This window comes from Glaciecola sp. XM2 (assembly GCF_018595715.1).
Taxonomy (GTDB): domain Bacteria; phylum Pseudomonadota; class Gammaproteobacteria; order Enterobacterales; family Alteromonadaceae; genus Glaciecola.
In genome coordinates this window covers 310,992-335,023 of sequence record NZ_JAHEOJ010000014.1, presented here as the reverse complement: position 1 = coordinate 335,023, position 24,032 = coordinate 310,992, and the positions used below count along the sequence as shown (strand labels likewise).

Below are 24,032 nucleotides of genomic sequence, written 5' to 3'. Positions count from 1 at the left end.
GTGTAAATTCAACAACAAAAGATTATCTTATCACCTATCTAAGGCAGGATATGCAAGAACAAGATACACAACCCTGGTATAAACAGTTTTGGCCATGGTTTTTAATAGCGATCCCTCTCTCTTCTGTGATTGTAGGCAGTTTTGTTTTACGTTTTGCAACCGATGGTACCAATACCCTCGTGGTGGACGATTATTACAAAGAAGGTAAAGCCATTAATGCGCGTTTAGACAAAATTGAACGGGCTCGAGAATTGGGCATAACGACCTTGCTTGACGTCCAGCCAGGTAATATTGCATTAGAGTTTGTTACCAGCGCGCCTGATAGTGGTGAGGCATTAAAGCTAGACTTCTTCCACGTTACCCTTGCTGATAAAGACTTTGATGTGTTACTGACTCGAGATGCAAATGGAGTCTACAGGACTTCCATCGACTACCCGATTCAAGGAAAATGGCGTTTGCGCTTGATGCCAATGGATGAAAGTTGGAAGGTGCAAGACACCGTTAATTTACCACAGGCACGAGCGTTCAAGTTTAATCCATAATGAGTATTGTGATTCAAGAAGGCGGCTGCTTTCACTGCGGCCTACCTAATACCGAGGGCGACGCCTACCCTGTAACCATTGTGGGCCAAGTGCACTATATGTGCTGTCCAGGCTGTCAAGCAGTGGCCTCTGCCATCGTCGATAATGGCCTAGAGAGTTATTATGAATTTCGCACCGAACCCGCTGCCCGCGGCGATGCAGCACTTGACAATACAATGGCAAAACTGCAGGTGTATGATGAGCCCGAACTTCAAGAAGAGTTCGTCTTCGACCAAGGTGTGCATAAGCAAATACAATTAACTGTGGAAGGTATTACATGCGCCGCATGCGGATGGTTGATTGAGAAACAGCTAGCCAAGTTACAAGGAATAAGACAGGTGTCGGTAAACGTTTCTGCCCGTCGCGCTTTGATCACTTGGGATAATGATATTCTTAAGCTCTCTGGCATCCTCGGACGCATGAAGTCCATTGGATACGAATCTTTGCCCTTTCAAACTGATCGACATGAAGCATCTTATCAAAAAGAACAAAAAAGCTATTTGAAAAAAGTAGGGCTTGCAGGAATTATGACGATGCAAGTCATGATGCTCGCGATGGGCCAATACTTTGATGTTTTTGGCAACATCGACCAAGAAATGGTCCAGTTTTTCAACGCAATCTGCTTGTTGCTAACCACACCTGTAGTGCTTTACTCAGGTAGCGTGTTCTATGTTAGCGCGTTAAAAGCCCTGCAAGCAAAAACCGTCAACATGGATGTGCCCGTTAGTATCGCAATCATCGCGACTTACATTGCCGGCGTGCTCGCAGTAAACAAGAGCACCGGTGAAGTTTATTTCGAATCCATTTGTATGTTCATTTTCTTTCTATTAATCAGCCGATTTTTAGAACATCGCTCTCGTCACAGAGCGTCTGAGATTTCTTCTAATATGTTGAAACTCATTCCGGTCACCGCAATGCGCTGGGCCGGTGATGCCTGGCAATCGGTATTGGCAAAACAACTCGTCACCGGTGATAAAGTGCTGGTCAAGGCCGGTGAAAACATTCCTATTGACGGCGTTGTGCTTGAAGGTCAATCTACCGTTGATGAGTCGATGCTCACCGGTGAGTTTGAGCCAGTACGCAAAGGCATTCATGATCGCGTGTTCGCAGGAGCATTGAATCAACAAGGTAGCTTGAGTATTGAGGTGACCAGCAGCTTAAAATACGCGATGATGAATCAAATTTTACGACTCCAAGAAGTCGCAATGTCGAGCAAGCCCAAAGTGGCCTTGATTGCCGACAAGCTGTCTCGTTATTTTGTGACTATCGTTTTGATTATAAGCGCCCTAACCTATTGGTATTGGTGGTCACAAGACGATCCTCACGCGTTTTGGATCACCATTTCAGTCTTAGTTGCGACCTGTCCATGTGCCTTGGGCTTAGCGACACCATCTGCCCTAACCTGCGCTATGGCAAAGCTTAATAAAGTTGGCATATTGCTCAAGCGAGCGGACGCACTAGAACAGGTGACGTACGCGACAGACATTATCTTTGATAAGACCGGCACGCTTACCCGCGGTGAGTTTTCAATCAGCAAGCATCAATTCACATCGAATAGCGCGAGAATTGATACGCCGGCAACACAAGACCTTCCTATCGAAACCTATTTATCAGCACTAGCACAAGTACTTGAGTCACGCTCAGAGCACCCTATCGCCAAGGCTTATGGAGAAATAGACACGCGTTTTAAGTTTGACCTGAGCGAGTATGTGGTTGAAATTGGCAGAGGAATTCGTGCGAAGGTGAACAACGTCTCCTGCGTAATGGGTTCCAAAAAGTTTGTTTTACACGAAACACAGCAAAAAGACGATGCTGATTGGGCTGGCGCAAATGTCCTTATGGCAGTAAATTCACAAGTAGTGGCGGCGTTTTGGGTAACCGATACCATAAAAGAAGACGTGGCAGAAGTGATCGACAGCCTGCATGAGTATGATTTATCAATTTTAAGTGGTGATGATCAAGGCAATGTAGAGATGGTGGCTAACCAATTACACATAGATACTGCGATGGGCGGCTGTACGCCGGAGGCGAAGCTTGATTATATACAAAAGCAACAGGCCAATCACAAGTCCATTTTAATGTTAGGTGATGGTATTAATGACGCGCCAGTGCTTGCGGCTGCCGATGTATCAATTGCCGTTGGAAATGCTTCCGATCTTGCAAAAAATGCTGCGGATGTGGTGTTATTAAACCCCAAATTAACGTCATTATCAGACGTTGTCACAATGGCGCATCGCACAAAACGTAAAATTAAGCAAAATATCGCTTGGGCGTTAAGCTACAATCTGTTGGTGTTACCTTTCGCAGTAAGTGGCGTACTAACACCTTGGCAGGCTGCACTGGGTATGTCTTTAAGCTCGGTAATAGTGGTCTATAATTCAACCCGTTTAATGCGATGATAAAAGTCTCATGAGTATAATATTTGTCTTAATTCCACTCGCGGTCATAATTGTTGCAATCGCGATAGGTGTATTTTTCTGGGCAGTTAAATCCAATCAGTTTGATGATTTAGAGCGCCAGGGATATAGCATTTTGTTTGATGACGATCTGAAAAAAGAAAATCAGTCGTCAGATTCTGAGACCGACTCTTCAAGCGAGAGTGAGGAAATCGACTCAGTGCCGTCTAGCAATAAGACAAATAATGAATGAGTTTAGCCTTGTAACGGCGTTTTTGATTGGCTTAGCAGGCGGTGTTCACTGCATAGGCATGTGCGGAGGTATCGCAAGCGCATTTTCCTTTGCCATCTCCAAAGACCAATCCACTACTTGGTATATCTTAGCTTATAACATTGGCCGCATATCTTCTTACACGATAGCAGGCGCAATTACCGGCTATTTGGGCTCGATTGCAACAAGCAGTATTACCACCACCTTGCCTATTCTCAATATCATTAGTGCTGTTTTTTTAATCCTATTGGCCTTGTACATCAGTGACTGGTACAAAGGCTTGTCGGCACTTGAGCGCCTTGGCGGGCATTTATGGAGAAGAATTCAACCATATTCCAAAAAGCTCATTCCATTTAAGCATCCTGGCTATGCAATCGGCTACGGTGCAATTTGGGGTTGGTTGCCTTGCGGTTTAGTGTATTCTGCGTTAACTTGGTCTCTGGCAAGTGGCAGCGCCAGCTCAGGGGCACTGTTTATGCTGATGTTCGGACTGGGGACATTTCCGGCGTTAATTGCAACCAGTTTAGGTGCAAGTTTTTTAATTCCTATCTTACAAAACCCGATGTCTAGAATGATTATCGCGTTGATTTTAATTACTTTTGCGATATTTTTGCTTTTACCAATTTTTCAGGGTATAAAGTGATCTAAATCACAAAAAGGAGTGTAGCAGATGGCGGATCATCAGTCGCTTTCCATTCATTGTCAGAGCTGTAGCTTCAGTCACTTGTGTCTTCCCGTAAGTTTGAAAAAGTCAGAACTAGAGTCATTAGACGATATCATCGAACGCAAAAAGCCCTTACATAAACACGATAAACTTGTGTCTGCAGGACAACCGTTTAATACGCTTTATGCCGTTCGTTCCGGTTCTTTTAAATCCTACATTAGCGATAAAGACGGCGTTGAACAAATTACCGGCTTTCATTTTCCTGGCGACATCATTGGCTTTGATGCCTTGAAAGATCAGGTACATCAAAGTTATTCAAAAGCCCTTGAAACCGCAATGGTATGTGAACTCCCTTACGATACTTTAGAAGTCGTTTCAGAGCGCTACCCCGCACTTCGCAAGCAGATCATGAAGTTTATGAGTGCCGAAATTAAGCACGACCACGAGCTTATGATGCTTTTAAGTAAACGTAGCGCAGAAGAGCGTTTGTTGCACTTTATTAGCCATCTCTCCCAGCGTTTTGATGAGCGTGGATACTCAGCGCGTCAATTTAATCTATCGATGACGCGAAATGAAATTGGTAACTACTTAGGCTTAACCGTAGAAACTATTAGCCGCCTACTCACTCGTTTCCAAAAAGAGGATTTGATTAAGGTAGACGGTAAGCTAATTACTATTCTCGATTTAGACGGCGTCAAACAAAGGATGCCTGAATCGGAGATTTCTTATACAGCGTTAGGTTAATTACTGCAAAGTATTTCATTCTTATTTGATCCAGCACAAGGTGGTTGCATGCATATGTAAGCCACCTTTTTTATACTATCAATAATCATCATGTTGGAGAAAACGATGTTAAATTGTTCACGAATCTTAGTTGTATTTGACCCTTACCATAAAGAACAACCCGCTTTTGACCGTGCATGTTTCTTGGCCAAAAAGCTAGATGCTAGTCTATTGCTCGTCAGTTGCATCTACGACGAAACCTACGATATGACGAACTTCTTGACCTCAGAGCAGCGCGTTGACATGAAGACCGCCCTTATAAACACCCAAAACAAAGCCATGCACGCATACATTGAAAAATGTGACGGGGTAAAGGTGGAAGCAAAAGCCGTTTGGCACAAGTCGTTGTATCGCGGGATTGTGGATGTCGCTAGTCATGAACATTGCGATCTCATCGTAAAAAGCACCAAACAGCACACAAAACTCGCGCAAAAGCTCTTCACACCTAATGACTGGAACCTTTTACGTTATAGCCCTGTGAATGTGTTAATGGTCAAAGAGCATGACTGGCCTGAAAATGGCAAAATCATAGCCTCCGTAAGTATTGATGCTAATGACAAGACCCATAACCTCCTTAGCGAGCGCGTTACCCAAATTAGTATTGAGCTTGCCGATTTAGTGGCAGCGCAGGTGCATGTCGCCAATACCTTTGCTGGTGCGCCGGTCCATGTTGCGGTTGAAGTCCCTAGCTTTAACGCACAGGCGTATAATCAAGATATTGAAGCCAAACATAAAAAAGATGTCGCTGCGATGTGCGAACGTTACAGCATAAACAGCAATAATCAGCATGTTGCCGAAGGCCTCCCTGAAGATGTCATACCGGCATTGTGTGATGAATTAGATGCAGAATTATTAGTACTTGGCTCTGTAGGCAGGCGAGGACTTTCTGCAGCTTTACTCGGGAATACTGCTGAGCATATTATCGATAAAGTCAACTGCGATACCTTGGTGGTTAAACCGCAAGTATAAGTGGCGATAGCGCCACTGTAGTATTCATAAAACATGAAATGACGCGGCAAGTTACGTTATACTTGCCGCGTTTCTATTTTATTATTTATTAGGTTATGTCAGCGACTAAAATCAAACAGCCAGCACTTACAAAACTCCAAAAGCGTCTAAAAAAAGACATTGGCAAAGCAATTATCGATTTTAATATGATTGAGGATGGCGACCACGTTATGGTCTGCTTATCAGGGGGAAAAGACTCCTATACGCTGCTTGAATTTCTTATGTATTTTCAGAGAGTTGCACCGATAGCGTTTTCACTTGTTGCCGTCAATTTAGACCAAAAGCAACCCGGCTTTCCTGAAGATATACTGCCTAACTACCTAAGCTCACTAGGCGTAGAATACAAAATAGTAGAAGAAGACACCTACTCCATCGTTAAGGACAAAGTTCCCGAGGGAAAAACAACCTGCTCGCTTTGTTCAAGATTAAGGCGAGGTATTCTATACCGCACAGCCACCGAGCTAAAAGCCACTAAAATAGCACTTGGTCACCATCGAGACGATATGATTGAGACGCTGTTTTTGAATATGTTTTATGGCGGTAAACTTAAATCAATGCCACCAAAATTACAAAGCGATGATGGTTTGCACACTGTAATTCGACCTCTCGCCTATTGCAAAGAGACTGATATTGCGCATTACGCTGAGCAGGCTGGTTATCCAATCATCCCTTGCAATCTTTGTGGCTCTCAAGAAAATCTCCAGCGCAAGCACATAAAAGCCATGCTTCAAGACTGGCATAACCGCTTTCCTGGACGCGTAGAGTCGATATTCAGCGCCATGCAAAATGTTGTGCCATCCCACGTGCTCGATCACGCATTGTTTGATTTTAAAACCTTATCTGGTGTTGTTGACGATGCAAGTGAAGGCGACACCGGTTTTGACCCACCCGAACTACCAAAGGCATTTACCAGCAAACAAGTATCTGATGACATCATTGAACTTAAATAAAAGGAGGCATTCGTGAAAATTGGTTTAGCGCTAGGCGCAGGTGCTGCGCGCGGTTGGGCACATATTGGTGTTATTAGAGCGTTAGAAGAGCTCGGCGTTAAAATTGATGTGGTTGCCGGATGCTCAATTGGTGCCTACGTAGGTGCAGCATATGCAAGCGGAAGGCTTGATGAGTTAGAGCAATGGGCTTATAGCTTAACCGAATGGCAAGTGTTTACCTTACTAGGGGTTGGCTTTAAACGTGGTGGATTGGCAAGCGGGCAAAAAGTATTCGATAAACATCGTGATGAGTTTTGCGCACCAACATTTGAGCAGATGGACAAACCCTTCACCGCAGTTGCCACCGATTTATACTCAGGCAAAGAAGTGGTCTTCAATAAAGGCGATATAAACGACGCCATTCAAGCCTCATGTGCTATCCCCGCTTTGTTTACACCAATTGAACACGAAGGCCGTTGGCTAGTCGATGGCGCTGTCGTTAACCCAGTACCGGTCAATCAATGCCGACAACTAGGCGCTGACTTTGTCATTGCAGTGAACCTAAGTGCTGATTTTCGACCTCAATTAATTGAAAAGTTTGAGAATGAGCACAAAGCGTCTCAATTGAAAACCGATAAGTTTATGGAAAAAGGTGCCAGTGGCATTATGAAACAATGGTTCTCACCGGATCCGAAGCCTAATAAACGTACCCCTCCTGGCATTATGGGTGTTATGAGTAGCGCGCTTGAAATCTTGCAAGCTCGCGTCACTCGCTCAAGGCTTGCCGGAGACCCACCCGATGTATTGATTGAGCCGCAACTGCGTGACGTTGGCTTATTGGAGTTTCATAGAGCCAAGGAGCTTGCTGAAAATGGTAATAAGAGCGTTCAAAGGCTTGCTGAACAAATTGCGTATCAACTGAACATCACCCGGGATGAACGTTAGATTACTTATTAGCTAGCGCGGTTATGCGTAACGGAATCACCGGCAGGTTTAGCGGTTTTTCTCGTTCAAAAAAGCCTTCATCTAAGGTTAAGCTACCTTGTGTAATGCTATACCCATTTGCCATAGTTTGTGTCAGGCTTTGGTCTTCAAATTGCACGACTAGGCCGGAGACTGACGGCATCATAAACGACATAAAGCTGCCCATTTCATTAAAGAACGCTTCATATTGCTTATATAGGAATGATAGTTCTTCAAAGGTGTAATATCGTTTCAGGTATTCGGGTTTTGTCTCAAGCTGCACGGATATATCACACTGATTGCTCGGTTCGGTAACATCAATGATGATCTTAGCATCAGCCATTCGCAGCGCCCTCTCAGAGGGGACCGTAAACCTATTTTCACCGCTTACCTCTAATGGAATTTGTTGCTTTTGAGTACTAATGCGCGCCGCATTGATTTCACATAATCTGCCAGTAGTAACGTGAATAAAGCCGAATGCAAACTGCAAAGCAGCCGTATCTTCATTGTCAATTTTACGTACGTGAGAATAGAACGTTTTATAATCTACTTGTATTTCATCAGCCATGACTGGCGGCAAAATAAGCGCTGTGATTAATAGTCCTGAAAAGACGAATAAAGATTTCACTATTATATCAACTCCTTGTTTACTCTTATCATTGATTGAAGCTCTTCAATATACTCATTCCCTCTTTCAGAATAGCGGATTAGCCCTTCTGATAATTTTATCGCTGTGATTTCCTGTTGATTCATTCTCAGGCGATTACGAATATTTCTTAACTCGGTATAGGCAGGATGACGGTTAAGGTTGCGCATATAGGAATACATCGCTTTAGATAAGTTATCATATTTAGCGACTTCATGATTAGCGCCAGCACTGCGTTGACTTGGCACAAAGCCACACCCCTTTTTAAAGCACCACATACCAAAGAAGTTATAACCATCTTGGGCAAAGCGACTGGTACCCCACGCTGACTCATTGGCACTTTGCACCAAAACGAGCTCTACCGGAATAATGTCTATTCTACGTAACAAAACATCAAAGATTTCCAATAGCTCTTGATCAGGGTCGACCCGGTATTCTTTAATCAGCCAGTCTAATTCTTGTTGCTGCTCTTCGTTGAGTTCCTCATTGGAAATCACTTTTGAACGCAAGCCTTGAATGTAATTTCTTAAATTAAGCAAGTACGCATTTTGCGCTTCAACGGCTGGGCGTAGGTAGCTAAAAAACGCGTTTTTCTTCTCTGTTACGTCCTCTATACTCGCAAAGTCTGGTACTGGGTCTTCAGCAAAATCTACCTCTGGAATATCTTTTACTATAGAAGGTGGCGATTGCTGAGAAAAGTATATTGTGAGCACTACGACAAGCACGCTCAGTAGCGCTAAAGAGATGATTTTTAATTTATGCATCAAACACTCCTGAATTTTTTATATCTAACTGCGCATCTTCACTATTTGAGCAAAGAAGCTCTGTGTACAATACCGCTCGAACATTAAAGAAATATGGCCCAACCCAAATATAGGCAAAGCCAAAAGTAAGCACTACACCTACCATAAGCGCAACAAAAATCAAAAATATGGTCGTGATGGGAAACAAATATGCGTTGACCATTCGCACCGATAAGATGATAGCTGATATAGGGGTTAACCCCTTATCTACAATCAGTGGCAAGGCAAAGGTTGTGGCCATAAACACGTAAAAAGCAGGTAAAATAAACATGATCATGCCAATGTCCATGGCAATAGAAATAAGTAAAGTGGCAACACCTAAAGGTAGTATATAACTAACATACGACAATACATTGATCGCTTTTGCTTGCTGACCACGCGCAGTGGTGATTGCCAGCATACTTATGCCTGCAAATAAGGGTGCTAACACCACATTAATAACCAAGCTTGCTAACGCATTTTGTGTATGGCTTAACGCCTGTACTTGATCTGGATCTTGAATATCAAAAGCATAAACGAACAAAAAGCCCAACATCAAAGCAGACAAAATCAGGATGAGGATGGCTTGCACCAGCGTCCAATTATTTTGACCACTGAGGTCTCGAGCACGAACTAAGACGTGTTTGACATCGAATTCATACTCTTTGTTGAGCATACGCTGTATATGTGCTTCGTCTTTCATTGCTACCTATATGGCTAATGTATGAGGAATTAAGTACCCGAATCTTAACATTATCATTGAGTGACCACTAATATTATCGCCATAATGATAAGTACAGCTCCCATTACACGGTCAAATACGAATCCCTTTTTTAGGTACGCTTGGCGAATACGCGAGTGACTCACCAATATACTCACCAAAATGAACCAACAGGCGGTCGCAAACGCTAGGTAAAGGCCATACACCCCTTTTGTGAGAAGGCTTGTTTGTGCGGGTATGGCGAGCGTGTAGAGGGTTAGAAAAAACAACGTCGCCTTTGGGTTCAAACCATTTGTTATAAAACCAATCATAAAGGCTTTGGGTGCAGATTGAGTGCGTACTGATGCGGTCTCATTGCTCTGCACTTGAGTAGGACGGCTGCGTAAGCCACTGATCCCCATCCATACTAAATACAATGCCGCTGCATAAATTAGCGTTTGGTAAAGCCATGATGTAGCTTGGATGATGAGACTTACACCTAGTATTGAGTACAGGACATGTAACAATATCCCTACTCCCACACCAACGCTGGTAATAATGCCAAGACGTCTTCCATGCTGCAGGCTTTGTTTCATTACCACCGCAAAATCAGGACCTGGGCTTGCTACCGCAAAGGCATGCATAACGGCGATGCTCGCCCAAACGGCCAAACTAAAGTCCATCATTATCACCTGTCTGAATCGGCAAGTCACAAGTGGCGCCCCAGTCAGACCATGAGCCGTCGTAGACGTAAAGCGGAGATGCACCGATTGCATCAGCGGCCTGCGCTAAAATACACGCCGTTACACCGCTGCCGCAGGTAAACGCCATCCCGTGTTCACTGGGAGGGTATTTATTAAACAAGCTCTGGATGTCGGCTTGTGGTTTAAAAGCTCCATCGCCGCTTTGTACATCTTTATAATGCAGGTTATAAGATGACGGTATATGACCACTACGTACGCCAGCTCTTGGATCTTTTTCATCACCGCTGAATCGAGCATGACTACGTGCATCTAAAAGCGGTAAGCGCGCATTAGGCACGGCAAGGTGCTGGGCAACATAACGTTGGTCAATAAATTGATAATTGGCGTTTGGCTTGGCGGTAAAATTACCTGTTTGCGAGGGGGTGGAAAGCTCCCCTACTACCTCGTAACCTAAATCTAGCCACTTAGGTAAACCGCCTTGCAGCACGCTAACATTTTGATGGCCCATGGCCTTAAACATAAACCAAACGCGAGACGCACAAAAATTACCGAAGTCATCATACACAACAATATTATCGTCACCATTGATACCCAAGGCTTGGACGCACTGCTCAAAATCATCTTTGCTTGGCATCATATTGCTTAAGTGCGATGCTTTATCAACAATGTCAGCTTCAAAATCAAACAGCACAGCCCCTTTAATAAAGCGCTCCTTGTCGGCCACTTTACCTGGTCGAGTGGCCTTGGCGGAGTTTAGGGTGGTAAACAGGATCTTTGGAGATGAGTCATGACCATTGGTCATTAGGGCGAATAATTGAGACGGAGCTATTTCGGATGACAACACAAAAGAATCGCACATAAAATGATAATAAACAGAAGATTACACTATGACTGTGTATAGGTAAATAAAAGGAAAGATGGTGCCCGGGGCCGGACTTGAACCGGCACACTCTTACGAGCGAGGGATTTTAAATCCCTTGTGTCTACCAATTTCACCACCCGGGCACTGATAAGCGTTATGGAGGCGGAACCCGGAGTCGAACCGAGATCCACGGATTTGCAATCCGCTGCATAGCCATTCTGCCATTCCGCCGTAACGTTGCTTCACTTGCTACTGATTGAAAAGCAATCCACTTCAGTGTGCGTCAATTCAAAAAGAATTGGAGCGGGAAACGAGATTCGAACTCGCGACCCCGACCTTGGCAAGGTCGTGCTCTACCAACTGAGCTATTCCCGCTCTGAAATGTGCGGTGCATTCTACCTGCAAAACAAATAGTGTCAACCACAAATACACTACAAATAAGCTGTTCAGCTAAAAATTGAACAGTTGTATGCATAACTGTCAATTTTGGTTTTTTACCTTACCTTTTACAAGGCCTTTAAGGTTTTCCAACCGGCCGCTGAATACACTATCATTGACCAAAGCGACAACACCGCTGCGGCCCACAATAGCAGATAGCCTAACGAGACCCAATAAATTGGGAATCCCATGAATGTCTCTAAACCCGATAGCAAACCGATGAGTGCAAGCATTTGTAGCGTCGTTTTGGCCTTCCCAAGAAAGTTCACTTTAACGGCATCAGACTGACCTTGTTTACTCATCCATTCACGCAGCGCCGACACAAAAATCTCGCGCATGAGTAACACAATGGCCGGTACGGTTACCCATAAAGAAGCATATGTGTGCGTGATCATCACTAGTGCCGCGGCCACGATAAGCTTATCGGCAACGGGATCGAGAAACGCACCAAACGCTGAGGATTGCTTGAGCTTTCGTGCTAAATAACCATCAAACCAGTCGGTGATGGCAGCGAGCCAAAATACAAATGCGCCGGCTTGTTGCGCCCATTTCCAATCTAAAAAATAGATAGAAACGAAAATTGGAATGAGTAACACCCTAAACAGGGTAATAATATTAGGTACAGTCCACATGTTAATTGCGTTTATTCTTGTTACAGCTAATTAATTTATAATGATAACAGAACATGGCCTCATCCGTGTAAATAATCATAAATCGTTTCCGCTAATTCTTCACTAATGCCGGGCACTTTTGCAATTTCGTCCCGACTTGCTTTTTTCAAGCCTTGAATACCGCCGGTATACTTCAATAATGCTTGACGGCGTTTAGCCCCCACCCCTGGAATATCCTGCAATACCGACTGCTGTTTCGCCTTCTGCCTGCGATTCCGATGTCCGGTAATGGCAAAGCGATGAGACTCATCCCTGATATGCTGCACTAGGTGTAAACCTGGTGCATCGCTTTGGACCGGAATGGTCTCGTGGGAATTGGCGATAATCAATGTTTCTAAGCCGGGTTTACGAGTGGTCCCTTTTGCCACGCCGACTATTAAAGGCACATATTGAGCAGGCCAGTCAGCAAAGTGTTTTTCGGCTTGCGATAACTGCCCTTTTCCGCCGTCAATTAACAATAAATCAGGCATCTTGGCGTCATCATTTGGTTTCTTGTATCGCCGCTTCAATGCTTGTGCCATTGCCGCATAATCATCGCCACCGGTAATTCCTTCAATGTTGAAACGTCGATAGTCTGATTTTAATGGCCCATTACGGTCAAACACGACACAAGATGCAACGGTTTGCTCTCCAGATGTATGAGAAATATCAAAACACTCCATGCGCTTTATGGGAGAATCATAGCTGAGCATTTTCTCAAGATCATTAAAGCGAGCAAACATAGATTTCTGTTGGTTTTGTTGCGTTTCTAAGGCGTTGTCCGCATTGCTATGGGCAAGCTTTAGGTATTTACGTTTGTCATCTCTAATACCTTCATAAAACTGAATTTTGCGCCCAGCTTGTTTTGAAAGCACCTCTTGTACACTGTCCATTTCATCAAATTTGATAGGCACAACGATTTGTTTAGGAATGAGTTTATTACCCGCGAGATAAAACTGTAGCAAGAATGACTGAAAAATCTCTTCGGGGGTAGCCCCTTTGGGAATTTTAGGAAAAAACGACTTACTGCCTAACAACTGGTTGTCGCGTATAAACATGCCGTATACACATGCTAGTCCATGTTTAAAGGAAAAGCCAAACACATCCATTTCTTGCTGTGTACCACTAATGAGCTGTTGTTCTTGTACTTTTCTAAGGGCACTGATTTGATCACGTAATCTTGCCGCTGCTTCAAACTGTAAATTAGCACTGGCAGTCTCCATTTTAGTCACCAGAGACTGAATAACCTGCGCATTTTTGCCTTTCAAAAAGAGAACCGCTAAATCTACTTGTTCCTGATACTCTTCATCGCTTACATAACCCTCAACACATGGCGCTGCGCATCGTTCAAGTTGATATTGCAAGCAGGGCCGCGAGCGGTTGCGATAATAACTGTCGTCACATTGGCGCACCGGAAACAAGCGTTGCATAGAACGCAGACTCTCTCGCACAGACCACGCGCTCGGATAAGGTCCAAAATATTGTCCTTTTGCTTTTTTCGCGCCTCGATGAAACCCCAACTTAGGGTGTTTATGGTCCGATAGAAAGATAAAGGGGTACGATTTATCATCTCTCAAGACCACGTTATAGCGAGGGCGGTACTTTTTTATATAGTTGTTTTCTAGTAAAAAGGCTTCCGTTTCGCTACTGACCAAGGTCACATCTACGTGAGCGATCTGTGAAACCAAAGACTCGGTTTTTACGCTATCGACATTCTTGCGAAAGTAACTACTGAGGCGTTTTTTGAGGTTTTTTGCCTTGCCCACATAAATCACATCTTGGGCGGCATTGTACATTCTGTAAACGCCTGGCTTAGATGAAACGTTTTTTAAGAACTGCTGCGCGTCGAAGCTGTGTGCCTTTTCATCCATGTATCAAAGAGCTTATGCGGAGGTTTTAATCAAGTCGTGACGCAGCGCAAGATGGGTCAACTCTACGTCTGACTCAACACCTAACTTTTCAAACGTGCGATAACGATAGGTGTTAACCGTTTTTGCACTGAGGCTAAGAGACTTCGCAATTTCGGTGACTTTAATACCACGGGTGATCATCATGGTAATTTCTAGCTCCCTTTCTGTGAGCGCTTCGAAAGGATTCGTTTGATTGACGTCTAGCGCACCAATGGCGATTTTTTGTGCAATTTCTGGGGATAAATACTTCTGCCCGCTGGCCACCTTATAAATAGCATTGACCATTTCATTATGCTCAGCGTCTTTGGTTAAAAAGCCAAAAGCACCAGCTTGCATGATTTTCGCAGGAATGGGGTTTTCTTTGTGCATAGATAAACAAATAACACGAGTACCATCACATACTCGAAGCACTTTTTTGGTTGCCTCTAAGCCGCCGATGCCTGGCATACTCACATCCATCAGCACAATGTCTGGGGTGTGCTTTCGACAGTATGCGACAGCGTCTTCGCCACACCCTACTTCAGCAACAACCTTAAAGTCTTTTACATCATTGAGTATTCGACTAATCCCTGTCCTAACGAGTTCATGATCATCCACTACTAAAATTTTAATCATTCTTAGGAAGCCTGCTTAATCTGTTTTCCGCTGCACTTAATGTAACGAGCACAGAGTATTATACAAACTGCATCTTTATGGAATACCTTTTTTGCACCCATTTAGTCTTGTATACGCAAAAAGTTTAATGTCGACGCTAGCACCATTGAGGTTGTAAAATACTCACGAGCGGTCGACATTGATCGGTTTGGCAACTTGACTCAAAGACCCGAGTAGTGTGTCATGATGCAACTCTCCGCCATATTCACGGTGCATCAAAAAAAAGGAAAGGCTATGTCGGTTTATGAAATAAAACACCCTTTAATTCAACATAAAATGGGATTGATGCGTGTGTCTGGCGTCAGCAGTAAAGACTTTCGTGAGCTTGCCAGTGAAGTGGGCAACCTTTTAACCTATGAGGCTACCAGAGACCTAACTGTAGAATCCCTCAATGTTGAAGGATGGAACGGCGACACGCTAAAAATTGACCAAGTAAAGGGCAAAAAACTTACCATTGTTCCTATCTTGAGAGCGGGCTTAGGCATGCTAGACGGCGTATTGCGCCTCATTCCCAACGCAAAAATATCGGTCGTTGGGCTCTATCGTAATGAAGAAACCCTTGAGCCTGTCGCTTACTTTGACAAAGTAGTCGCGGATATTGATATGCGCACCGCGCTCATCGTCGACCCAATGCTCGCCACCGGCGGCACCTTAAACGCCACAATCGAGCTATTAAAACAAAAAGGATGCAAACGTATTGTGGGGCTATTTCTAGTGGCTGCACCAGAAGGCATAGCTGCAGTAACAAAAAAACACCCAGACGTTGATATTTATGTGGCGGCCATTGATGAGCGCTTGAATGAGCAAGGCTATATTTTACCTGGGCTGGGTGATGCAGGAGATAAAATATTTGGCACTCGCTAAGGTGTTGCTGCACACCAAAACCATGTCCGTTCACGAATTGGCTGTGATATGAATGTCAAAAAAGTATTAATTATTGAAGGCAGCATTAATCTGATAATGATGTCAATTAAGCTGATGGTGGGTTTAGTCACCCACTCTACCGCTATTTTAGCGGATGCCTTTCATTCACTCACCGACGTCAGTAACAATATTATTGCATGGTTCGCCGTTAAACAGGCTGAGCTTCCAGCAGATGCTGATCATAACTATGGCCACAGTAAATTCATCCCGCTTGCCATCTTTTTCTTAGCTACCATGCTCTGCGTTGTAGCACTTGAGGTGATTGTGCATGCATTAGAGCGCATTGGAGAGCCGGTTTTAAATAGCACTTATGGCCTGGGCGTAATGGTGCTTGTGCTTGTGCTCAACACTTGCCTTTCAATTTGGCAGTCGTACTGGGCAAAAAGGCTCGACTCTAGCCTGTTAAAAGCAGATGCAAGCCACACTTTTAGCGACGTATTAACGTCAATTGCGGTCATCGTAGGGTGGCAATTAGCCGCGCGCGGTTACTACTGGCTAGACACGGTATTCGCGTTAGTGGTGGCCGCTATTATACTGTATCTTGCTTACCAATTGTTTCTCTCATCTATTCCTATCTTGGTGGATAAAAACCTATTAGATCAAGCGATCATATCAAGACGCATAAAAGCAATGCCACTGGTGCTATCGGTGACCTCAGTGCGCACACGTAGCGATGGTAAAACCAATTTTGCCGACATTGTGATCAGCGTCGATTCGAAGGTGTCTTTATCTGTGTCTCACGACCTAACCGACGATATTGAAAAGGTGTTGCGCTCTGAGTTTGATATTCAAGACGCCACCGTACATGTTGAACCGCTCGTAAAATAGTCACAATGAAAACTGTAAAACGCGGTGATAGTGTATGATAATCGGCGCGGTCATATAGTTGCCAACCCAGACGGGCATAGAAGCGTTATCTCGCATATTCAGTTATAAAATGATTCACTTGGAGAAGTTATGGAATCTCAGCGTCGGACAAAGGATTATGGGTTTTTAGCCGCTAAGGGCATGCTAATGGGCGCGGCTGATGCAGTACCAGGAGTGTCGGGTGGCACCATTGCGTTTATCACCGGTATCTATCAAGAACTAATTCACTCAATCAAGCTATGCGGCGTGCACGCGCTACAAGTACTGTGGCGTCAAGGACCGGTTGCTGCGTTTAACTATGTGAACGGCGCATTTTTGCTCGTGCTAGGAAGCGGTATTTTACTAAGCATTGTGAGTTTATCTAGAATCGTTGTCTACCTTTTAAACAATTACCCAGAATTACTGTGGTCCTTCTTTTTTGGACTTATCTCGGCGGCGGTATATTCGCTTTTACGGCATATAAAGAAGTGGAGTATTCCCCTGGCCCTAACCTTTGCGTTAGGTACGGCAATAGCTTATTTTTTGACAGAAATATCGCCAACGTCTATTGAACCCACCCCAGTATATTATTTTTTATCGGGGATGCTGGCTATATGCGCGATGATTTTACCTGGCATATCTGGTGCATTCATTCTGCTTCTACTAGGAATGTACAGCCATGTCATGCTGGCTATTAAGGAGTTTCAGTTTTCACTTCTTGCCTTGTTTGCCAGCGGATGTATCGTTGGCATACTGAGTTTTTCACGCGTATTGGATTGGATGTTTACAAAGCATAAAGAAATCACCCTCGCGCTACTAGGCGGCTTTGTACTTGGTTCTTTAAACAAAGTATGGCCATGGAAAGAAACCTTGAGCACGATGATTGACCGTCATGGTGATATCGTTCCACTGGATGAACGCAACGTGTTACCCCATACGTTTGAACAAGTAACGCAACAACCTTCTTTTATGTTGCCAGCACTTGGCTTGATGCTGCTTGGCTTTGGCTTGGTGATGTTATTAGAGTTTGTTGGAAAAGATAATGCGCAAAACCACGCATCAGGCTAGACAGATATTTGCAGCCCGAATACTACAAAAGGGCCGTCCATAAAAAAGCCCCGACTTAATCGGGGCTTCTAGTATTTGGCGGAGAGTGAGGGATTCGAACCCCCGGAACGTTTAACCGTTCGTCTGATTTCAAGTCAGGTGCATTCAACCGGGCTCTGCCAACTCTCCAGAGGGGCAGAATATTAAAAGCGAATTGCTTCAATGTAAAGCCTAAATAACAAAAAATCGTAAAAACCTGACTCGATCGCACAAATTTCCGACATGTCATTATTCCTAAACAGTTTATAATCGAAAAAACTTGAAAAACTGAACCAAACACCATACAAAGACACTAACAAATACTGAGAAAAGTCTCGGTATTTACACTTAGCATTATATTGGAGAAAAAAATGGACAGGCGTACTATGTATTCAACCTCAGCTGAGTCATCAGCGATTGAGATTAATAAGGTACTTCGCAACACGTATATGTTACTCGCACTTACCATCGGTTTTAGCGCGATAACGGCCACCATCACGTCAATGCTGAATATTGGCATGGTTGGCTATTTTGCCATGATCATTGGTGCGTTCATCAGTCTGTTTATTGTTCAGAAAAAAGCTGATTCCGCATCAGGACTTGTTTGGGTATTCGTATTCACTGGTTTAATTGGTGGTGCAATAGGCCCAATCATTAGTATGTATGTAGCAGCAGGTGCTGGTGGACTTGTAGCCCAAGCGTTAGGTGCAACTGCAGTCGTATTTTTCACGTTGTCGGGTTATGCTTTGGTATCGAAGAAGGACTTTAGCTTCTTAGGCGGGTTCTTAATGGTTGGTTTGGTGGTTGCGCTACTTGCCATCATCGCAAACATCTTCTTCCAAATGCAAGCAATGAGCATGGCGATTAACGCGCTTATCATCTTTGTGATGTCGGGGCTGATTTTGTTTGATACCAGCCGCATCATTCATGGAGGTGAGACCAATTACATCCGCGCGACTGTGAGCTTATACTTAAGCATCTACAACATCTTTATGTCTATTCTTGCTCTGCTAGGTGCAGGCGAAGAGTAAGCTATTTTACAAATGATAAAACGCCCCTTGAATGGGGCGTTTTTGTTTTCAGCATAAGGCTGTATACTTTCATCATGATTATTTTATAAAACGCATCATGTCTGATAGCCCTATTTTCGCTTTGTTTATAACCAAGAGTCCCTACGATTCGCGTAATGCAGAAAGCGCGCTTGCCTTTTGTGAGGCGGCCGTTGCGTTAGGGTATAAAGTCAAACATGTATTTTTCTATCAAGCAGGTGTGCACAATAGCTCTAAGCACTTGTGTGTAAATACCGACGAAGTATCGGTAAAAGACCGTTGGCAAGCGCTCAACGCCCAGCACAAGATCCCCTTATACCTTTGCGTAACGGCGGGTACTCGCCGCGGGATCGTTACCTCACACAGTGAAGATGATACCACTGCAGCATGTTTTACTTCAGTGGGTATGAGCGAGTACTTCGCTAGTTTACATGACGATAGCATCAAGAGTATTCAGTTTTGAATGGTTATCTATTAGTTATAAATACTAAGGCGCCCTACCACACAAGCGCTGCCCAAGACGCATTTGAAGCAGCCTTGGCCGCAAGCAATGTTGGGTTGGAAGTACGCGTTTTGTTTGATGAAGACGGCGTTTATCAGTTAGTAGAGACGCAAAGCCCTGAGGTAATCTCACACAAAAACATGTTCAAAAAACTATGTTCGTTCCCCTTGTTTGATGTGGAAAAAATCTACGTTAACGATACAGCTTTGTTAAATAGAGGTATTAGTCTTGAAAGTGATAAACTTGAAAGTACTCGTTTAGAGTCTGAACAAGTCAAGACGCTCATCAAAAACGCTCATCACGTATTGGTATTTTAGTATGTTGTTACAAGTTCTTTCTAATCAACCAGATAAAGTCAGCCCATATTTTGGAGATGACGATGTCAGCATTGTGTTAATGCAAGATGGCGTGTACATGCTGTCGTTGTTGCTTCAAGAGGTGCCTGCGCCACGTGTATTTGTGCTTGAACAAGACTGGTTGGCAAGTGGCTTGGCACACCAGCGCATATTTGAAGGCAAACAAATAAACCTCATTAACCCAATGCAATGGGTCGCAATGACCACCGAGCATTTCAATGTGGTCACGGTGCAATAATGAATCAGAACTTGCAGGTAAATGGCATCAGCGTCCCACTCGATAAGAACGGTTACTTAGCCGACCCTGCCGTATGGAAGCGCGAAATTGCCCTAGCGTTTGCACAGCGCGAACACATGACGTTGACCGATGATCATTGGGAAGTGATTTACTTTGTACGTGAATTTTACGATAGCTACGACACCAGCCCAGCGATAAGAGCCTTAGTCAAAGCGATGCAGCAAAAATTTGGCCCCGAAAAAGGCAACAGCCGTTATCTACACCGCCTGTTTCCTGATGGGCCCGCAAAACTCGCTACCAAGTTGGCTGGTTTACCTAAACCAGCCAAGTGTTTATAAATGCATTTACGCTGGCGTTATCTCAGTCACTCCGTTCATATACGGTACTAATACTTCAGGGACCTTGACCGAACCATCTTGCTGCTGATAATTTTCTAGTATCGCTACTAGCGTCCTGCCTACTGCCAGACCAGAGCCATTAAGCGTGTGGATAAGTTCTGGCTTTTTCATGTCTTTTGACTTGTATCTGGCCTGCATTCTGCGCGCTTGAAAGTCGCCCATATTTGAGCAAGAGCTTATTTCACGATAAGTATCTTGGGCAGGTAGCCACACTTCGAGATCGTATGTTTTACAAGCCCCAAAGCCCATGTCTCCGGTACACAAAACCACCTTGCGGTAAGGCAGACCAAGTTTTTGAAGTATCACTTCAGCATGGCCGGTCAGTTCTTCTAGAGCATCCATCGAGGTCTCAGGAGCAACAAGTTGCACCATTTCTACCTTGTCAAATTGATGCTGACGGATAAGACCTCTGGTATCACGACCATAGCTGCCGGCCTCACTTCTAAAACAAGGCGTGTGCGCAGTCATTTTGACCGGTAACTCATCGCTAGAAAATATATGATCTCGTGCAATATTCGTCAGTGGCACCTCTGCAGTAGGAATAAGAGACATGCCCTGTCCTTCTTCGGTCGCCGGTTTGGTATGGAAAAGATCTTCACCAAATTTTGGTAACTGCCCAGTACCGTACAAGCTTTCAGAATTGACAAGGTAAGGCACATACACTTCATGATAGCCATGCTCTTGGGTATGACAATCGAGCATAAACTGCGCTAAGGCTCTGTGCATGCGGGCAATACTGCCGTTCATCACCACAAATCGTGAACCAGATAATTTCGCCGCTGTCTCAAAATCTAAGCCTTTATTTAAGGCTTGTGCGATATCCACATGGTCTTTAGCTTTAAAGCCTAAATCTGGCGGTGTACCCCACTTCAATACTTCAACGTTGTCGTCTTCGTCTTTACCACTTGGTACGCCGGGTGCTGGAACATTAGGCGTTTCTTGATAAAAAATATTGAGCGAGAGCATCACTTGCTCTAAGGCCGCTTTTGCCTCGTCTAATTTACCGCCAAGTGCTTCAACCTGTGCCAATAATGGCGCAATATCTTCCCCTGAACGCTTGGCCATTCCAATCGCTTTTGAGCGAGTGTTTCGTTCGTTCTGTAGGTCTTGGGTTTCAACCTGCAGTGCTTTGCGCTTTTCTTCAAGTGCATTGTAAGCATCTACATCCAGTTGATATCCTCGCGTGGCCAAGGCGGCTGCCGTTTCTTCTATGTTGTTTCGAAGTAAACGTGGGTCTAACATAACTATTACTATCCTTTCATAATTGACAACGCACACCACACGGCAACAAGGCACAGGCATACGTTTAATAAAATGGTGGCGAAGGCTCTTATCCAATCACCTTCTTGTAAATATAAAAACACTTCCAGTGAAAATGTCGAAAATGTCGTAAAGGCCCCTAAAAGGCCAACGGTTATCATTAATTTTACATCATTATTGATGTTGGTGTTGTCAGAAAACCACGCAAATGCCAATCCTAAACAAAAAGAGCCAAGCACATTTACGCCCAAAGTGGCATACGGCAGGCTCTTTCCAAAGGTTTCAGTTACCGTTACATTTGCAAAAAACCGTAAGCAAGCGCCCAGCGCACCACCAATGGCGATGAAGAGGTAGGTCATCCAAGTGATTGTCATACGCAGGCCCTAGCAGCTTATGGTTTGTTTTTTTGCGTATTATCTTCTAATTCTTGTAAATATGCGATTTTTTGCTGTAAGTGTTTTTCAAATCCGCGCGGATTTGGCTGATAATACTCACTTTGAGGCATGTTTTCTGGAAAATAGTTAACACCCGTAGCATATGCGGTATTAAGATTATGTGGATAAACGTACGAAGCACCGTGACCTGCGTCTTTCGCTAACTGTGTAGGCGCATTGCGTAGGTGAATAGGAACAGGTTCATTTGCATGCTTTAAGGCATCCGCCTTGGCAGCTTTAAATGCGTTGTACACAGCGTTGCTTTTTGGGGCTAGCGCACAATAAATAACCGCTTGAGCAATGGCTCGTTCGCCCTCAGCAGCTCCTACCCGATGATAAATATCCCATGCATTTAAGCATACCTGAAGCGCTTTGGGGTCTGCATTGCCAATATCTTCACTGGCAATGGCCAACAAACGTCTGCAAATGGGCGATACGTCTGTATTGGCAATGAGCATTCTAGCAAACCAGTACAGCGAGGCATCGGTAGCGCTGCCGCGAATGGATTTATGAAAAGCAGATAACAAATCATAATAATGGTCTCCCTGCTTATCAAAAGCTGCTATGGTCTCGCCAACAGCTTGCTCTAATATAGCCAGCGTTAGCTCACTACCTTCTCCTACAATATCTGCAGCTAACTCAAGTGCATTTAACAATCGCCTTGCATCACCGTTTGCGTGCTTGATTAAGGCCTGCTGGCTTGAATCACTTAAACTGAGCGGTTTACCTTCTCGCCCAGCGTTTAAATGCGTTAAACCTCTAACAGTCAACTTTTCTAAGTCTGCTTCGGTTAATGGTGTAAGGGTAAACACGCGTAGACGAGACAATAAGGCTTGATTAATAGAGAACGAAGGGTTTTCAGTGGTTGCGCCAATCAGGCGAATGGCACCACTCTCAACATACGGTAAAAATGCATCTTGTTGGGATTTATTAAAACGATGAATCTCATCAACGAACACGAGTGAAGACTGAGAAAACAAGCTATCGCGGCTTTGCTGTGCTTGCTCAGCAATCTGCTTGATATCTTTAATACCGGTATTGATGGCTGAAATTTTTATGATTTCAACATCTAAGACTTGGCTCAATACATGTACTAATGAGGTTTTTCCGCATCCGGGCGGCCCCCATAAAATCATCGACGGTATTTGGTTGGCCTTGACTAATGTGGTGAGTACCCCTTGCGGTCCCATTAAATCTGCGTTGCCTGCATACTCTTCAAAAGAGCTTGGCCTTAACGCATCGGCAAGCGGTGAACGACTACTCATTTACACTACTGCATTATGGTTGCGAAAGGCTACGCTGATCATCAACAATGAAATTATCAGGATAGACAGGGAAAAATGCGTCGGGGGAAACCTCCACGTTTTGCTGGGCATTTACAAACTCAATACGGTTGATTTGACGTTGCTTGTCTTGAGAGACTAATGCACTTAATTGCCCATCAACAAAACGCAGATGTAGTTCAGTGATATTTGCGTTAGGGTTTGTTGAACTGACAATAAACCGGTCTTCTGATTTTTCAATGGCAACGTCATCCCATGCTGAAGGATCGTCACTTATCAATAGCATCAAAGGGTTGTTATTAACAATCTGCGCTTGATCTAACAAGGTTACTTGTTCTACAAATGGATCGACGTTATATACAACAGCACCATCTGCAATAAACAACGACTCATCGGGCATAGTCACTTCCCAGCGCAACTGATTAGGCTTCTTCAGCGTCAATCTGCCTTGTGAGGTTTGTAGCACTTCTCCAGACCAATCTTCGATGGTTTGTGTAAATTCACCGCGATAACTCTGTAAATTCGACAACAAGGCTTTTAACTCTTGCTTTGCTAGAGTTTGCGTTTCACTTACATCGGCGCTAGATTGCGCATACGCCAATGGATTTGCACCTATACACAAACATAATGCGGCACATAAAGCACCTAGTGCTTTATAACGCTTTCGAGACGCTGCTATTGAGCGCTGAATATAATCCTTGATTGGCTTCAATGA

The 24,032-nt window shown here is 44.1% G+C and carries 28 protein-coding genes and 4 tRNA genes; 16 read left to right on the top strand and 16 right to left on the bottom strand.

Annotated features, from left to right (window positions below; translation table 11 throughout):
* Nucleotides 1–50 precede the first annotated feature (50 nt).
* The 8 genes from KJ365_RS02005 (at nt 51) to rssA (ending at nt 7,577) form a co-directional block, all read left to right on the top strand.
* Entirely contained in the window at nt 51–542 is a 492-nt protein-coding gene (locus tag KJ365_RS02005; RefSeq protein WP_214449931.1) for a FixH family protein, read from the top strand.
* Nucleotides 542–2,980 (top strand): heavy metal translocating P-type ATPase, encoded by a 2,439-nt coding sequence (locus KJ365_RS02000; protein WP_214449930.1) that lies wholly within the window; start codon nt 542–544, stop codon nt 2,978–2,980. Before KJ365_RS02005 ends, KJ365_RS02000 begins: the two co-directional genes overlap by 1 nt.
* Before the next feature lie 10 nt (nt 2,981–2,990).
* Entirely contained in the window at nt 2,991–3,230 is a 240-nt protein-coding gene (ccoS, locus tag KJ365_RS01995) for a cbb3-type cytochrome oxidase assembly protein CcoS (protein ID WP_214449929.1), read from the top strand.
* On the top strand, nt 3,223–3,891 hold the full coding sequence (locus KJ365_RS01990) for a sulfite exporter TauE/SafE family protein (RefSeq protein ID WP_214449928.1): 669 nt from the start codon (nt 3,223–3,225) through the stop codon (nt 3,889–3,891). Before ccoS ends, KJ365_RS01990 begins: the two co-directional genes overlap by 8 nt.
* A gap of 27 nt (nt 3,892–3,918) precedes the next feature.
* On the top strand, nt 3,919–4,656 hold the full coding sequence (fnr, locus tag KJ365_RS01985; protein WP_214449927.1) for a fumarate/nitrate reduction transcriptional regulator Fnr: 738 nt from the start codon (nt 3,919–3,921) through the stop codon (nt 4,654–4,656).
* Nucleotides 4,657–4,761: 105 nt separating this feature from the next.
* Entirely contained in the window at nt 4,762–5,664 is a 903-nt protein-coding gene (gene uspE, locus KJ365_RS01980; protein ID WP_214449926.1) for a universal stress protein UspE, read from the top strand.
* Between the two features lie 95 nt (nt 5,665–5,759).
* Entirely contained in the window at nt 5,760–6,653 is an 894-nt protein-coding gene (ttcA, locus tag KJ365_RS01975) for a tRNA 2-thiocytidine(32) synthetase TtcA (protein WP_214449925.1), read from the top strand.
* A gap of 12 nt (nt 6,654–6,665) precedes the next feature.
* On the top strand, nt 6,666–7,577 hold the full coding sequence (gene rssA / locus KJ365_RS01970; RefSeq protein ID WP_214449924.1) for a patatin-like phospholipase RssA: 912 nt from the start codon (nt 6,666–6,668) through the stop codon (nt 7,575–7,577).
* 1 nt (nt 7,578) lies between these two features.
* On the opposite strand, the gene KJ365_RS01965 is transcribed toward rssA, so the two are convergent.
* The 11 genes from KJ365_RS01965 to uvrY all read right to left on the bottom strand — a co-directional run bounded on the left by KJ365_RS01965 (nt 7,579) and on the right by uvrY (nt 14,902).
* Nucleotides 7,579–8,223, bottom strand: coding sequence for a DUF2987 domain-containing protein (locus tag KJ365_RS01965; RefSeq protein ID WP_352109299.1), 645 nt, complete (start codon nt 8,221–8,223; stop codon nt 7,579–7,581).
* Between the two features lie 2 nt (nt 8,224–8,225).
* The gene (locus tag KJ365_RS01960) at nt 8,226–9,005 is read right to left on the bottom strand and encodes a glucosaminidase domain-containing protein (RefSeq protein ID WP_214449923.1); all 780 of its coding nucleotides are present in this window, start codon (nt 9,003–9,005) and stop codon (nt 8,226–8,228) included.
* Nucleotides 8,998–9,726: a DUF975 family protein gene (locus KJ365_RS01955; RefSeq protein ID WP_214449922.1), complete on the bottom strand. Its 729-nt coding sequence runs from the start codon at nt 9,724–9,726 to the stop codon at nt 8,998–9,000. Before KJ365_RS01955 ends, KJ365_RS01960 begins: the two co-directional genes overlap by 8 nt.
* 53 nt (nt 9,727–9,779) lie before the next feature.
* Nucleotides 9,780–10,409 (bottom strand): LysE family translocator, encoded by a 630-nt coding sequence (locus KJ365_RS01950; protein WP_214449921.1) that lies wholly within the window; start codon nt 10,407–10,409, stop codon nt 9,780–9,782.
* Nucleotides 10,396–11,271, bottom strand: coding sequence for a sulfurtransferase (locus tag KJ365_RS01945; RefSeq protein WP_214449920.1), 876 nt, complete (start codon nt 11,269–11,271; stop codon nt 10,396–10,398). Before KJ365_RS01945 ends, KJ365_RS01950 begins: the two co-directional genes overlap by 14 nt.
* Before the next feature lie 74 nt (nt 11,272–11,345).
* Nucleotides 11,346–11,432 (bottom strand) — tRNA-Leu (locus KJ365_RS01940).
* A gap of 14 nt (nt 11,433–11,446) precedes the next feature.
* Nucleotides 11,447–11,520, bottom strand: a tRNA-Cys gene (locus KJ365_RS01935).
* Between the two features lie 68 nt (nt 11,521–11,588).
* Nucleotides 11,589–11,664, bottom strand: a tRNA-Gly gene (locus KJ365_RS01930).
* 131 nt (nt 11,665–11,795) lie between these two features.
* Entirely contained in the window at nt 11,796–12,359 is a 564-nt protein-coding gene (pgsA, locus tag KJ365_RS01925) for a CDP-diacylglycerol--glycerol-3-phosphate 3-phosphatidyltransferase (protein ID WP_214449919.1), read from the bottom strand.
* 59 nt (nt 12,360–12,418) lie between these two features.
* Nucleotides 12,419–14,248: an excinuclease ABC subunit UvrC gene (uvrC, locus tag KJ365_RS01920; RefSeq protein WP_214449918.1), complete on the bottom strand. Its 1,830-nt coding sequence runs from the start codon at nt 14,246–14,248 to the stop codon at nt 12,419–12,421.
* 12 nt (nt 14,249–14,260) lie between these two features.
* Nucleotides 14,261–14,902, bottom strand: coding sequence for a UvrY/SirA/GacA family response regulator transcription factor (gene uvrY, locus KJ365_RS01915; protein ID WP_214449917.1), 642 nt, complete (start codon nt 14,900–14,902; stop codon nt 14,261–14,263).
* Nucleotides 14,903–15,175: 273 nt separating this feature from the next.
* Here uvrY and upp point away from each other — a divergent pair, with 273 nt between their 5' ends.
* The 3 genes from upp to KJ365_RS01900 all read left to right on the top strand — a co-directional run bounded on the left by upp (nt 15,176) and on the right by KJ365_RS01900 (nt 17,779).
* Complete coding sequence (gene upp / locus KJ365_RS01910) at nt 15,176–15,805, top strand: uracil phosphoribosyltransferase (RefSeq protein ID WP_214449916.1); 630 nt, start codon at nt 15,176–15,178, stop codon at nt 15,803–15,805.
* Nucleotides 15,806–15,853: 48 nt separating this feature from the next.
* Entirely contained in the window at nt 15,854–16,693 is an 840-nt protein-coding gene (locus KJ365_RS01905) for a cation diffusion facilitator family transporter (protein WP_214449915.1), read from the top strand.
* A gap of 129 nt (nt 16,694–16,822) precedes the next feature.
* Nucleotides 16,823–17,779 (top strand): polyprenyl-phosphate transporter, encoded by a 957-nt coding sequence (locus KJ365_RS01900; RefSeq protein ID WP_250883971.1) that lies wholly within the window; start codon nt 16,823–16,825, stop codon nt 17,777–17,779.
* A gap of 76 nt (nt 17,780–17,855) precedes the next feature.
* Here KJ365_RS01900 and KJ365_RS01895 read toward each other — a convergent pair.
* Nucleotides 17,856–17,947 (bottom strand) — tRNA-Ser (locus tag KJ365_RS01895).
* 221 nt (nt 17,948–18,168) lie between these two features.
* Between KJ365_RS01895 and KJ365_RS01890 the strand changes: the two genes are divergently transcribed.
* From KJ365_RS01890 to KJ365_RS01870, 5 genes are all read left to right on the top strand, one after another.
* Nucleotides 18,169–18,828 carry a Bax inhibitor-1/YccA family protein gene (locus tag KJ365_RS01890; protein WP_214449914.1) on the top strand — a complete coding sequence of 220 codons (660 nt, stop codon included), beginning with the start codon at nt 18,169–18,171 and terminating at the stop codon, nt 18,826–18,828.
* Between the two features lie 97 nt (nt 18,829–18,925).
* On the top strand, nt 18,926–19,309 hold the full coding sequence (tusD, locus tag KJ365_RS01885) for a sulfurtransferase complex subunit TusD (protein WP_214449913.1): 384 nt from the start codon (nt 18,926–18,928) through the stop codon (nt 19,307–19,309).
* Nucleotides 19,306–19,665: a sulfurtransferase complex subunit TusC gene (gene tusC / locus KJ365_RS01880; RefSeq protein WP_214449912.1), complete on the top strand. Its 360-nt coding sequence runs from the start codon at nt 19,306–19,308 to the stop codon at nt 19,663–19,665. Before tusD ends, tusC begins: the two co-directional genes overlap by 4 nt.
* Before the next feature lies 1 nt (nt 19,666).
* Nucleotides 19,667–19,942, top strand: coding sequence for a DsrH/TusB family sulfur metabolism protein (locus KJ365_RS01875; RefSeq protein WP_214449911.1), 276 nt, complete (start codon nt 19,667–19,669; stop codon nt 19,940–19,942).
* Complete coding sequence (locus KJ365_RS01870; RefSeq protein WP_214449910.1) at nt 19,942–20,280, top strand: TusE/DsrC/DsvC family sulfur relay protein; 339 nt, start codon at nt 19,942–19,944, stop codon at nt 20,278–20,280. The genes KJ365_RS01875 and KJ365_RS01870 overlap by 1 nt, the downstream gene beginning before the upstream one ends.
* Nucleotides 20,281–20,286: 6 nt before the next feature.
* On the opposite strand, the gene serS is transcribed toward KJ365_RS01870, so the two are convergent.
* The 4 genes from serS to lolA are packed head-to-tail and all read right to left on the bottom strand — an operon-like array spanning nt 20,287 to nt 24,029.
* A complete protein-coding gene (gene serS, locus KJ365_RS01865) occupies nt 20,287–21,582 on the bottom strand; it encodes a serine--tRNA ligase (protein ID WP_214449909.1) in 1,296 nt (431 codons plus the stop codon).
* Nucleotides 21,583–21,590: 8 nt separating this feature from the next.
* On the bottom strand, nt 21,591–21,974 hold the full coding sequence (crcB, locus tag KJ365_RS01860; protein ID WP_214449908.1) for a fluoride efflux transporter CrcB: 384 nt from the start codon (nt 21,972–21,974) through the stop codon (nt 21,591–21,593).
* Nucleotides 21,975–21,991: 17 nt separating this feature from the next.
* Nucleotides 21,992–23,299 (bottom strand): replication-associated recombination protein A, encoded by a 1,308-nt coding sequence (locus KJ365_RS01855; RefSeq protein WP_214449907.1) that lies wholly within the window; start codon nt 23,297–23,299, stop codon nt 21,992–21,994.
* A gap of 13 nt (nt 23,300–23,312) precedes the next feature.
* A complete protein-coding gene (lolA, locus tag KJ365_RS01850; protein ID WP_214449906.1) occupies nt 23,313–24,029 on the bottom strand; it encodes an outer membrane lipoprotein periplasmic chaperone LolA in 717 nt (238 codons plus the stop codon).
* Nucleotides 24,030–24,032 lie beyond the last annotated feature (3 nt).